We start from the raw sequence: 12,324 nt of genomic DNA, 5'->3' as shown, positions 1-12,324 counted from the left end.
TACATTGAATTTACAAAGGGTATACTTTAGCGAATTTGTCTTTAAACAAAGGGAAAAGTTACAAAAAAAGTGAGAACCAGTCTCACTTTTTTATTTATTTTAAATAGCAACAGGTGCTTTAATACCTGGGTGCGGATCATAATTCAGTAATTCGAAATCCTCAAATTTAAAATCGAAGATATCTTTTACATCAGGATTTATCTTCATTACCGGTAAAGGTCTCGGATCACGTGCCAGCTGTCTGTTTACCTGTTCAAAGTGGTTATTATAAATGTGTACATCTCCGAAGCTATGTACATAATCGCCAACCTGAAGCCCTGTAACCTGCGCTACCATCATTAATAACAAGGCATAACTTGCAATGTTAAAAGGAACTCCCAGGAAAACATCGGCACTTCTCTGGTATAGCTGCAAAGACAGCTTTCCATCCGCTACATAAAACTGAAACATTGCATGACAAGGTGCCAATGCCATATTTGGGATTTCAGCAACGTTCCATGCAGAAACAATAAGTCTTCGGGAATCAGGATTCTTTTTAATCTGATCGATTACTTCAGAAATCTGATCTACAACTTTATTATCCGCTCCTCTCCAACTTCTCCACTGAGCACCGTATACAGGTCCCAGATCACCGTTCTCATCTGCCCATTCATCCCATATGGAAACACCATTATCCTTAAGGTATTTAATGTTTGTATCTCCCTTCAGAAACCAAAGCAGTTCATAGACAATAGATTTAAGGTGAACCTTTTTAGTAGTTACTAATGGAAAGCCTTTAGACAGGTCATAACGCAACTGATACCCGAATAAACTTCTGGTTCCTGTACCTGTTCTGTCTGTTTTATCTGATCCGTTATCTAAAATATCTTGAAGTAAATGAAGGTAGTTTTGCATGTCGGGTAGCGTAAATATTACTGTCAACAAATATAGAAATTACTCTCTACATCTCAAAAATTTATGTCTTCGACTATACCTGTTTCATTTATTGATTTCATCTAAAAATCGTAATTTTGCACAACTTATGGTAAAAATTGGTAACATAGAACTTCCTGACTTCCCGCTGCTTTTAGCTCCGATGGAAGATGTTTCGGATCCCCCTTTCCGCAGACTTTGCAAAATGCATGGTGCGGACCTTATGTATTCTGAATTTATTTCCTCCGAAGGATTGATCAGAGATGCAATAAAGAGTCGAAAAAAATTAGATATTTTCGATTACGAAAGGCCTGTAGGTATCCAGATATTTGGAGGAGATGAAGAGGCAATGGCAATGTCTGCCAGAATTGTAGAAACTGTAGAACCGGATCTTGTAGACATTAACTTTGGTTGTCCGGTAAAAAAAGTGGTGTGCAAAGGTGCAGGTGCAGGAGTGTTGAAGGATATTGATCTGATGGTACGTCTTACCAAGGCCGTTGTAAATTCTACTCACCTACCTGTAACCGTGAAAACAAGGCTAGGCTGGGATACAGAATCTATTAATATTGATGAGGTAGCTGAAAGGCTACAGGAAACCGGGATTAAAGCACTAACCATCCACGCAAGAACACGTGCACAAATGTATAAAGGTGAAGCCGACTGGAACCATATTTCCCGTATAAAAAACAATCCGAATATCGAGATTCCAATTTTCGGAAACGGAGATATCGATTCACCGGAAAAAGCTTTAGAATATAAGCAGAAATACAACTGCGACGGTATTATGATCGGCCGTGGTGCTATCGGATATCCTTGGATCTTTAATGAGATTAAACATTTCTTCCAAACCGGGGAAAACTTGCCTAAACCAACTGTAAAAGACAGACTTCTTGCAGTACAACAACATGCAGAATGGTCTGTAGAGTGGAAAGGTGAAAGACCCGGATTAGTAGAGATGCGCCAGCATTACAATAACTACTTCAAAGGAATACCTCATTTCAAAGAATTAAAATCCAAATTCCTTCAGGCTTTGACGCTGATTGAACTTAATGAACTTATTAACGAGGCTAAGAATCAGTTTGAAAATGTTGAAATCTGATACGAAGCACAAAATATTAATTCAGAGACATAACAATTGATTTACCTGTAAAAGGTAAATTAAATGATACATTTGTTTCTGATCTCAAATCTCTAATTAAATTTATGAAAATTATCAGCTATAACGTTAACGGGATTCGTGCAGCTTTTGCAAAGGACTTTACTACATGGTTATCTTTTGCAAATCCTGATATTATTTGCTTCCAGGAAAGCAAGGCACAACCGGAACAAATCAATATAGGAGCATTCAGTGATCTTCAGTATGAAAGTTACTGGTATTCCGCACAGAAAAAAGGTTACAGCGGCGTAGGTATCGCTACAAAGCACAAACCTAATCATATAGAATACGGAACAGGAATAGATTATATAGATTTCGAAGGCCGGGTAATAAGGCTGGATTTCGATAATTTTTCGGTAATCTCTGTTTATGTGCCTTCCGCAACTAACATTTCGCGACTGGACCTGAAAATGCAGTTCTGTTATGACTTCTTAAACTATCTGCAGGAACTCCGTAAAACGATTCCTAACCTTATTGTTTGTGGAGATTTCAATATCTGTCACGAAGCTATTGATATTCACGATCCGATTCGTTTAGCTAGTGTATCTGGCTTTTTACCTATGGAAAGAGAGTATCTGTCCAAATTCTTAGACGAAGGAGAATTTACCGATGCTTTCCGCTATAAAAATCCGGAAACACAACAATACAGCTGGTGGAGCTATCGCGCTAATGCAAGAGCCAACAACAAAGGCTGGCGATTAGATTACAACATGGTAAGCAATACACTGAAAGATAAAATCCAAAGAGCTATTATACTACCAGAGGCTATGCATTCCGATCACTGCCCTGTAATGGTAGAGTTAGATCTGTAAAAGCAAAAAGACAAATTCCTGTGTAATTTGTCTTTTTTTTATTTTCTATTGTTATAACCAGGTTATCTTCGTCTTTCAAATTCCAGCTTCACTATCGGTGTTGAATTAGGATTAGTTAGTATCATCCGGCCTGACCCTTCAAAGGTCAATACAAATTTATTTCCTCCAATATACACAACATCTTGTTTCTGATCCTGGCTTTTAGGGTCTTTATAGTTTTCATAGACTACAGAATACGAATAGGTATTTGAACTTGTTACAGAACCTGATTCTGTAACAACTACATCGCTAGCCCTGAAGTTATAGGTAACCGTTCTGCCGGCTACTGTATTCTGCAATATCCATTCCCCCTGTATTTTATTACTTGGCGGCAAACTATCTTCATTTCCTCTGCATGCAGCAAAAGCGACAAAGAGCAGCATACCAAATACAATCTTCAATACATTTTTCATAGGGAGTACTTTAGCGTAAATATAGGGATAAAAAGGAGAACTTCATAAAAAAATTAAAAGCCCTTCAGGTTACTGAAAGGCTTTTAAAACACCAAATCACAAAATATTAATATGAAAAAAATTCAAATTAAATTGTGACCTGGCTGGGATTCGAACCCAGGACCCATACATTAAAAGTGTATTGCTCTACCAGCTGAGCTACCAGGTCTTGAATGTAAAGTCTAAAGACTTATTATTCAAAATTATTTTTCTCTGTGTGCCTGTGACTGGATTCGAACCAGCACATCCTATTGGATACCACCCCCTCAAGATGGCGTGTCTACCAATTTCACCACACAGGCAAAAAAATTTCTCTAGTGAGACATTTTTTTGAGTAGTGACCTGGCTGGGATTCGAACCCAGGACCCATACATTAAAAGTGTATTGCTCTACCAGCTGAGCTACCAGGTCGGTCACTTTATTAATCAGTGTTTATCTCTGTTTCTAAAGTGGTGCAAAGATACTGCTTTTTTTTATATCTCAAAATTTTTTTGGACATTTGTTTAAAAAAAAATCATGATCATTTCGCTATTAGGCTACATGGGCAGTGGTAAGTCTCACATATCCAGAACCCTCGCCCAGAAAATAAATTTTAAATTATTTGACCTCGATAAAGAAATTTCTTTGCACCTAGGAAAAGACATTCCCACAATTTTCAAAGAAATGGGGGAACTGGGTTTTAGAAAAGCGGAGAAACATATATTGGAACAACTCCTTTCTTCGGAAGAAAACATCATATTAAGCCTTGGCGGAGGTACCCCTGTTTATTATAATAACATGGATACCATCACCAGACATTCTAAAAGTTTTTATTTGAGAGCTAAAGTGGGTACTCTAGCAGAAAGGCTATCGAAACAAAAAGATAAACGTCCTCTTATTGCCAGAATAAGTGAAGAAGATCTTCCGGAGTTTATCGCAAAACATTTATTTGAAAGGAATACTTACTATAACGAAGCCGAGTTTATTATAGACACGGATAATAAAACTGATGAAGAAATCTCAAATGAGATTATTCATCACCTTCAGCTTCATCATTAAAGAAGTTGTCCCAATCTTTATCTGATGGTTCTGCTTCTTCTTCATCGTCATCATCTACATCAAGAAAGCCGTCCATTTCCCGACGGTCTTTTTTGGTAGGTCTCCCCTCTCCTTTCTGACGGTAATAATCCTGAGCCAGTCTACGGGATTCCAGTAGTGCATATTGCTCGGAATCCGTCATATCTTTAATGTGCAGGGTTACTAGTTTCGCCCCAATTCTACTTTTAGGAACCTGTATTACTTTTATTTTATAGTCAATCTGGTTTTTACGGATCGTGATCACATCCCCCTCTGTTACCTCTTTAGAAGACTTTACAACCTGCCCGCCAATACTAACTCTGTTCTTTTTAATTTCCTCAGTTGCAATACTTCTGGTCTTATAGAATCTTACACTCCATAAAAATTTATCAATTCTCATATTTTTTTATACTTTTGCGTAGTTATATACGTTTAAGAATAGTCAATAATTTTATAAAGATACAATGAAAAAATTATTATTAGGTTTGTTGGTAGCTTCTACTGTACTAAATTCATGTAGAAATGACAATTACTACAATCAAAATCTTATCCCGAATGTAGATCAGGCTACGCAAAATTCCTATGATGATACTGCGATAAAAGATTACTTAGATACCCATTACTTTGATGAAAGAGGAAAGATCAAAACATTTGATGATACCAATAAGCCGGATGACAAAAATATAAAGTTATCCACATTGGCGAAAACATTACCATCTGGTGTAATCTATGTAATCCGTCCAAATGCTCAACCTACTGATGGTGCTACTGATGTAAAAGATAAAAATGTATTACAAATTATGCAGGTAGGTTTCGCAACCCGCGCAATTAAAGGTACAGACGATAAAATTATGTTTACAGGTTCTCTTCCATTTTTCAATACTGTAGATCAGGGTGGAGTTCCGGTAAATGACCCATTATGGTTCTATGCTAAAAAGGCATTAATTGCTTCTGAACAAAAGAGACTGGATGCTGCCACTACTAATAATACGGTAAAAGTTACAAATAGCTATTTCGAAATCGAAGGCTTTCAGGAGGCTATCAAATTATTCAAATCTTTTACTAAACAAGTTACAGATAATTATAACCTTCAGGGATTAATTATCGTCCCTTCCAGAGCGGCATTTGCTAAAGATCCTCATTACAACTATGTAGGGGCATCTCTTAATGATTACAGCTTCTTCTTCAACTTCCAATTATACGGATCCAAAGAAAGAACATCTTCTGAAGAATAGATTAATCTCAGAAATAAAATACAACCTGCTTAATACAGCAGGTTTTTTTATGCCCAGATTTGCTGAAGAACTTCCAGTGAGGCTGGATTTTTAAATTCCGGTATATGAATACTATAATATACCAAGATACTTTCCAGAAGTCTTCTTCGTTCCACATTCGTCAGCTTTATGGAATAACCCTCTTCTAAAATACTTTTCCACAATCCTGAAGTACTATCATCAAAACAATGGTGTGAAGAAAAGGGCTCATATACTCCTTTTTCAGGATTTAGATAGGTAGCATCATTCAGTAATGGCTTTATTCCGAAGTCTTCTGTCAGAATAACTAAAAAATGAACATGTGCGGATATATTCTCTTTTTTCAGCTGGTCTATAAAATCAGAAATTTTGGAATAGATACTCTCATTTTGAGCTTCATTCCGGAGGATATTGCTCAGTACATCAGCAATAAAAAACTGCAAAGCATTCGTTTTAATATTCCATTCGGGAAGTTGGCCATAAGCTTGCAAATCCGAAATTAATGGCAGACCGGATGCTTTAGGGCTTGTCGTAAACTGTATTTCGAACAAGAACTGTAACAGTGCTTTCTTTTTATTTCTTTTGGAGTAAATTCCTTTCAGAAAATAGCTTTTGTATCCTTCATTATGTGTATAAATATGAAGGACGGCATCATTTTCTCCGTATTTAAGATATGAAATAAGAAAACCCTTCTCCTGTACCATTATTCTTTACTTTATAGCCAAGTAACCGATTGCAAATATAGGAGTTAATAATAGATTTTTATACACGTATAACCTGAAAACACAGAAAAAATCCCTACATTTGAATACTTAATTTTTAACGTACTATGAATAAATTATCCGGAGTAGGTGTTGCACTAGTCACACCCTTCAATGAAGATTTGTCCGTAGATTTTGATTCACTTACAAGATTAGTAGAATTCAATATCGAAAACGGAACCAGTTATTTAGTAGTTTTAGGAACAACAGCTGAAGCTGCTACACTTAATGATGAGGAGAAGGATAAGGTAGTCAAACACGTTATAAAGGTTAACAATGGTCGTTTACCATTGGTTTTAGGAATCGGAGGGAATAACACTGCAGAAGTTGTAAAACAAATTAACGAAGCTGATACTTCAGCATTCGACGCAATCCTTTCAGTTTCTCCATATTATAACAAACCTAATCAGGAAGGACTTTATCAGCATTATAAAGCATTAGCTTCTACAGGAAAAAATATTATTGTTTACAATGTACCGGGAAGAACCGGACAAAACATTGAAGCATCAACTACTCTTCGTTTAGCGAATGAGTTTCCTAATCTTGTAATGATTAAAGAAGCAGCTCCAAATATCAACCAGTATTTTGACATCCTTCGTCAAAAACCTGAGAACTTTAGTCTTGTTTCCGGAGACGATGAATTTGCATTACCTGTAACCTTAGCTGGCGCAGATGGTGTGATCTCTGTAATTGGACAGGCTTACCCTAAAGAGTTTGCACAGATGATCCAATTAGGTATCGAAGGCAATGCTAAGGAAGCATATAAAATCCATAACAAGCTTGTGGAAATTACACGTTTGATCTTTTCAGAAGGAAATCCTACAGGAGTTAAATATGTACTTGCAGAACTGGGGATTGTTAAAAACTATCTAAGATTACCATTGGTAACTGCATCTGAAAGTTTAGAACAAAAAATAAAAGCAGAAATGACTAAAATCTAGTCATCTGATGTAATAAAAACATTTATCTGAAAGCATCCACCGGGTGCTTTTTTTTATATCTTTATGCTTCGATTCTCGCTATTCTATGGGGAAAATACGTCGTAACAAAATAACAACAAAATGAAAGTATTAGAAGCTACACCAAAGGATATTCCGTTGATTCAGGATTTGGCTAAAAGATCATGGGAAATGGCCTATTCAAAAATTCTTAGCCCTGCACAAATCAGCTATATGATGGCCGAAATGTATTCTGAAAAAGAAATTTCATCCCAGATGGAAGATCCTAACTGGAGATACTTTCTGATAAAAGATGATGAGGAGAATTTTGGTGGCTTTATAGGATATCAGTTCAACTATGAACCCAAAACGACTAAACTTCACCGCATATACATGGTACCTGAAGCTAAAGGTAAAGGTCTGGGAAAGTTTGCACTAAATTATCTAAAGAACCATGTATCCGACAATGACAATGAGCGTATTATCCTAAATGTAAACAAATATAACAACGCTAAAGACTTCTATGAATCCCAGGGATTCAAAGTTTATGAAGAAGGAGTATTCGACATCGGAAATGGTTATGTAATGGACGATTACCTAATGGAATTTTTTGTTTAGAATATTACATTCGAATAAATATTTGGCTCTTATTCATAAGGCATATAATAAAGCCGGAATGTTATTATAAACACATTTGTCGTTTTAAATATATTTTTTGTCAAAATTAATAAAAGCAGCGTTGCTATTTTTGCAATCTAATCTTAACAGACAAAAAATGAAAAAGCTACATATTATTTTAGCGGGTATTCTCACTATACTCGCTATAAATATTTCTATAGCACAAGAGCATAAAGCCAAAGTACTGGTTTTATTTTACTCGGATAACGGTGGCACTTATGAACTGGCAAAAGAGGTAGCCAGAGGTATTGAAAGTGTAAAAAATGTACAAGCGGTAATACGGCAAGTAAAAGCATCTTCAAACCCTAAACTAAATAATATACCCGTAGCATCAGTAAACGAGTTATCTTCATACGATGGTATTGCTTTTGGTTCCCCTATTTACTTTGGTAATATAAGTACCGGAATGAGTGAATTTCTTTCAAAAACAGTTAGTCTGTGGACCAACCACGCCCTGGAAGGAATTCCTGCCACTGTATTTATGTCTGCAGGCAGCGGAGCCGGTAAAGAACTGGCGATACAATCTTTCTGGAATAGCCTTGCTGTACACGGAATGATTTTGATACCTACCGGAATAAGAGGAAATGAAAATATTGACAAAAAAATTCCACAAGGAAACACTGTATTAGGAACTACAAGTCTTAGTTCGGTAAAAAATACAGAACGTCCAAGTCAAAGTGAACGTTATCTGGCAGAGCTACAAGGAAAAACTATAGCAAAAGCGTCATTGGCGCTAAAAGGTACATTTTCCCAAAAGGAGATCACCCAAGAACAAGAAGGTATAGATATCAATACTCTACTACAGCAAAAACAAATTGTTTTGCCTCTGGTTCCAAAACCTGCAGGAAATTATCAGCCCTATGTACGATCAGGTAATCTAATATTCATTAATCAGGTTGCCCTGAAAGACGGCAAAATTGTTAATCCCGGGAAACTTGGAACAGAAGTAAACGAACAGCAGGTAAAAGAAGCAACAAAAGTTACGATGCTGAATGTATTAGCCGTTCTAAAAGAGGCTACAGGCGGTGATCTGAACAAGGTTAAACAATGTGTGCAGCTAACCGGTATTTTTAATACTCCAAATGATTATACCAAGCATGCTGATCTTATGAACATTGCGTCTGATCTTACTGTTGAAGTGTTTGGAGAGAAAGGCAAACATGCAAGAGGCACCTTGGGAGCATCTTCCCTGCCGGTAAATTCTTCTGTAGAAATACAGGCTATTTTTGAAGTAGAATAAAATATTTTTCTACTCTTTTAATAAACAGAGCTTCGACAGGCTCAGCCTGACAATATAATATAACAGATACTGTTACTCAGTCATTCTGGGCCTGTCGAAGATTTTTGAAAAAATTTATTTAAGACGAAAGAGTCTGCTGAATGTAAAATAGGTTACAGTTTCATCAGCTAATTTTCGCCCACTTATTTTTCCCTTTATACTGGCGGACATAATAGTTTTTCATTCCCTGATGCTCCTGGAAAGCTAATAGCGGATCTGTTTCCAATAACTTTTCCACACATTCTTTTGCTGCTTTAATAATATTAGAATCCTGGATCAGATCTAATTTTTTAAAATCAATAACGCCACTCTGCTGTGTTCCCAATATGTCACCAGGTCCTCGGAGTTCCATATCGACTTCAGAAATTCTGAACCCGTCATTAGTTTCTACCATTGTTTTGATACGTTTCCGACTGTCCTGTGTCATCTTATCAGACGTCATCAAAATACAATAACTTTGTTCGGCACCACGCCCCACACGGCCACGTAGCTGATGCAACTGAGACAGGCCAAATCTTTCAGCACTTTCTATAATCATTACCGAGGCATTTGGTACATTTACCCCTACCTCTATTACAGTAGTGGCAACCATAATCTGTGCTTTACCGCTGGCAAAATATTGCATTGCAGCATCTTTTTCATCGGGCTTCATTTTACCATGAAGCATAACCACATCGTAATCGGGTACCGGAAAAAACTCTTTTACAACATCGAAACCGTCACTCAGATTTTTATAATCCAGTGTTTCACTTTCTTCGATCAGAGGATAAACGAAATAAATCTGTCTGCCTTTAGCAATCTCTTCTTTAGCAAAATTAAAAACATACAAACGGTCCTTTTCTTTACGATGTGCTGTAACAATAGGTTTTCTTCCAACTGGCATTTCATCAATTACCGAAACGTCGAGATCCGAATAAAAACTCATTGCCAATGTTCTGGGAATTGGTGTTGCTGTCATCACCAGAATATGTGGTGGTATCACATTTTTTGCCCATAATTTTGCCCGCTGTGCAACACCAAAGCGGTGCTGTTCGTCGATAATAGCCAGCCCCAGTTTTTTGAACTTCACTTTGTCTTCCAGTAATGCATGTGTACCTACAATAATAGGCAGAGTTCCATTTTCCAGCATTTCGTGGATAACTTTCCTTTCGGATGTTTTGGTAGATCCCGTTAATAACTTTACCTTGATGCCGGTCCCATATAAAAGATCTGAGATTCCGTTGAAATGCTGCTGAGCTAAAATCTCAGTCGGCGCCATCAAACAACTCTGAAACCCATTATCCAATGCTATAAGCATTGATAAAAGAGCAACCATTGTTTTTCCGGATCCAACATCTCCCTGCAGCAATCTATTCATCTGCACCGGAAGTTTCATATCGTTTCTTATTTCTTTCAGAACTCTTTTCTGAGCATTTGTAAGCTCGAACGGAAGGTTATTTTCATAAAATCCGGTAAAATAATCTCCGACCAACGGAAAAGGATTACCCAGAGATGAGGTTTTGTTATGTTTCTTTTTCAAACCATAACCTAACTGAAAAAAGAATGCTTCTTCAAATTTCAACCTTCTGTCTGCTGCCTTCTGCCACTGACTATTTTTAGGAAAATGAATATTCTGATAAGCATCTACCCTGGATATAAGCTTAAGCCCCTTCAATAAACCTGAAGGAAGATTTTCGTCAATAAATGTGGGAACATTCGAGATAATTTCGAGTAATATCTGCTGAAAAAAGCGATTATTAATCCCTCGCTTTGTCAGTTTTTCACTACTTGGATAGACAGGTAAAAGCGTGGGAGAATTTTCTTTATTCTCATTTTTTTCAATTTCAGGATGCGGCATAGAGAATACATTGTTGAAAACCTGTACTCTTCCGAAGATTACAACTTCTGTATTGAGCGGAATTTGTTCTTTTAGCCATTTAGAGTATTTAAACCAGACAAGCTCCATTGTTCCGGTTTCATCTCTGAATTTGGCCACCATACGCCTTCCCTTGGCATACGCTACTTCCTGAATATCGGTAATCCTGCCTTTCAGCGGAATTTCATTGTTTATTTCTCTTAATTCACCAACTTTGTAAAGTTTACTTTTGTCGATATAACGAATGGGATAAAAGGTCAGAAAGTCCTCTACCTTATGGAGATCCAAAACGTTTTTAATGAGCTTCGCCCGCTCAGGCCCAATGCCTTTAAGGTATTCTATAGGAGTTGATAATTCCAAGTCTTATATTTGCTGCCCGAATTTCGGGAAAAGTAACGGATTATAAAAGTTTTTATACCTTAACCATAAAATTAAAATACCCTTCAGTAATGAAAAAAATAGGAATATTAGGAGGTACAAGTTATCCTTCTACAATATTATACTATGAAACCCTCAATAAGCTTTACAACCAAAAGTTCGGAGCGTTCCATTCATGTCCGATTTTACTCTACAGTATCGATTACAACGAAATCAAAAGTAATTATAATGACGGTTGGGACATAATTCCACAACTATTAAAAAAGGAACTTCAGGTATTATTGGATAGCAATCCATCTTGTGTGATGATTGCTAACAATACTTTACATAAAGCTTTTGATCTTATAAAACATGAATTAGAAATCAATGTTCCGGTATTCCATATTATAGAACTTACCAAAGAATATATTCTAAATAATAACTATAAAAATGTTTTACTTCTCGGTACCAAGTATACAATGGAAAGCGATTTCTTTAAGGAACCTCTCATTCAGGCTGATATTAATGTTGTAATTCCGGACGAAGAAGAGAGAACGGAAATCCAGAAAATACAAATTCAGCTTTCCTCAGGAAAACCTGTAACACCAGAATCTATAGCTTATTTTGAAAAACTTAATGAAAAATACAGCCATCTGGATGCTTTTATATTAGGCTGTACAGAAATTCCCCTTTTGTACAAACAAATGGATAGCTCGGTGAACCTTATAGATACCCTGCAAATCCAATGTGAGAAAGCAATGAGTATATTCTAACAA

The 12,324-nt window shown here is 36.6% G+C and carries 13 protein-coding genes and 3 tRNA genes; 8 read left to right on the top strand and 8 right to left on the bottom strand.

What is annotated here, in order from left to right:
* Positions 1–99: 99 nt before the first annotated feature.
* A complete protein-coding gene (locus C8J95_RS08060; RefSeq protein ID WP_107807892.1) occupies positions 100–894 on the bottom strand; it encodes a thymidylate synthase in 795 nt (264 codons plus the stop codon).
* Positions 895–1,021: 127 nt separating this feature from the next.
* Between C8J95_RS08060 and dusB the strand changes: the two genes are divergently transcribed.
* Together dusB and C8J95_RS08050 are read left to right on the top strand one after the other, a co-directional pair.
* A complete protein-coding gene (dusB, locus tag C8J95_RS08055; RefSeq protein WP_107807891.1) occupies positions 1,022–2,011 on the top strand; it encodes a tRNA dihydrouridine synthase DusB in 990 nt (329 codons plus the stop codon).
* A gap of 104 nt (positions 2,012–2,115) precedes the next feature.
* Positions 2,116–2,880, top strand: coding sequence for an exodeoxyribonuclease III (locus tag C8J95_RS08050; protein ID WP_107807890.1), 765 nt, complete (start codon positions 2,116–2,118; stop codon positions 2,878–2,880).
* Positions 2,881–2,942: 62 nt separating this feature from the next.
* Here the strand turns inward: C8J95_RS08050 and C8J95_RS08045 are convergent, their stop codons facing one another.
* The 4 genes from C8J95_RS08045 to C8J95_RS08030 form a co-directional block, all read right to left on the bottom strand.
* A complete protein-coding gene (locus C8J95_RS08045) occupies positions 2,943–3,332 on the bottom strand; it encodes a hypothetical protein (RefSeq protein WP_107807889.1) in 390 nt (129 codons plus the stop codon).
* Between the two features lie 135 nt (positions 3,333–3,467).
* Positions 3,468–3,540 (bottom strand) — tRNA-Lys (locus tag C8J95_RS08040).
* Between the two features lie 49 nt (positions 3,541–3,589).
* Positions 3,590–3,673 (bottom strand) — tRNA-Leu (locus C8J95_RS08035).
* A 36-nt stretch (positions 3,674–3,709) separates the two neighbouring features.
* A tRNA-Lys gene (locus tag C8J95_RS08030) sits at positions 3,710–3,782 on the bottom strand.
* A gap of 105 nt (positions 3,783–3,887) precedes the next feature.
* Between C8J95_RS08030 and C8J95_RS08025 the strand changes: the two genes are divergently transcribed.
* On the top strand, positions 3,888–4,409 hold the full coding sequence (locus C8J95_RS08025) for a shikimate kinase (RefSeq protein WP_034868706.1): 522 nt from the start codon (positions 3,888–3,890) through the stop codon (positions 4,407–4,409).
* On the opposite strand, the gene C8J95_RS08020 is transcribed toward C8J95_RS08025, so the two are convergent.
* Positions 4,381–4,827 (bottom strand): RNA-binding S4 domain-containing protein, encoded by a 447-nt coding sequence (locus C8J95_RS08020; protein ID WP_065081278.1) that lies wholly within the window; start codon positions 4,825–4,827, stop codon positions 4,381–4,383. The two genes, C8J95_RS08025 and C8J95_RS08020, sit on opposite strands and share 29 nt — an antisense overlap.
* 64 nt (positions 4,828–4,891) lie before the next feature.
* On the opposite strand from C8J95_RS08020, the gene C8J95_RS08015 reads away from it, so the two are divergent.
* A complete protein-coding gene (locus C8J95_RS08015; RefSeq protein ID WP_107807888.1) occupies positions 4,892–5,662 on the top strand; it encodes a hypothetical protein in 771 nt (256 codons plus the stop codon).
* Between the two features lie 47 nt (positions 5,663–5,709).
* Here C8J95_RS08015 and C8J95_RS08010 read toward each other — a convergent pair whose 3' ends face one another.
* The gene (locus C8J95_RS08010) at positions 5,710–6,384 is read right to left on the bottom strand and encodes a DNA repair protein RecO (protein WP_107807887.1); all 675 of its coding nucleotides are present in this window, start codon (positions 6,382–6,384) and stop codon (positions 5,710–5,712) included.
* Positions 6,385–6,509: 125 nt separating this feature from the next.
* Between C8J95_RS08010 and dapA the strand changes: the two genes are divergently transcribed.
* From dapA to C8J95_RS07995, 3 genes are all read left to right on the top strand, one after another.
* Positions 6,510–7,382, top strand: coding sequence for a 4-hydroxy-tetrahydrodipicolinate synthase (dapA, locus tag C8J95_RS08005; RefSeq protein ID WP_107807886.1), 873 nt, complete (start codon positions 6,510–6,512; stop codon positions 7,380–7,382).
* 120 nt (positions 7,383–7,502) lie between these two features.
* Positions 7,503–7,997 (top strand): N-acetyltransferase, encoded by a 495-nt coding sequence (locus C8J95_RS08000; protein WP_107807885.1) that lies wholly within the window; start codon positions 7,503–7,505, stop codon positions 7,995–7,997.
* A 157-nt stretch (positions 7,998–8,154) separates the two neighbouring features.
* Entirely contained in the window at positions 8,155–9,297 is a 1,143-nt protein-coding gene (locus C8J95_RS07995; RefSeq protein ID WP_107807884.1) for an Atu1372/SO_1960 family protein, read from the top strand.
* A 163-nt stretch (positions 9,298–9,460) separates the two neighbouring features.
* Here C8J95_RS07995 and recG read toward each other — a convergent pair whose 3' ends face one another.
* On the bottom strand, positions 9,461–11,551 hold the full coding sequence (gene recG, locus C8J95_RS07990) for an ATP-dependent DNA helicase RecG (RefSeq protein WP_107807883.1): 2,091 nt from the start codon (positions 11,549–11,551) through the stop codon (positions 9,461–9,463).
* An 89-nt stretch (positions 11,552–11,640) separates the two neighbouring features.
* On the opposite strand from recG, the gene C8J95_RS07985 reads away from it, so the two are divergent.
* Positions 11,641–12,321 (top strand): aspartate/glutamate racemase family protein, encoded by a 681-nt coding sequence (locus tag C8J95_RS07985; RefSeq protein WP_107807983.1) that lies wholly within the window; start codon positions 11,641–11,643, stop codon positions 12,319–12,321.
* Positions 12,322–12,324: the final 3 nt, after the last annotated feature.

The sequence above is a fragment of the Elizabethkingia sp. YR214 genome (assembly GCF_003058195.1).
Taxonomy (GTDB): domain Bacteria; phylum Bacteroidota; class Bacteroidia; order Flavobacteriales; family Weeksellaceae; genus Elizabethkingia.
The sequence above is the reverse complement of the archived record's forward strand: the minus strand, read 5'-3'. Positions and strand labels throughout refer to the sequence as shown.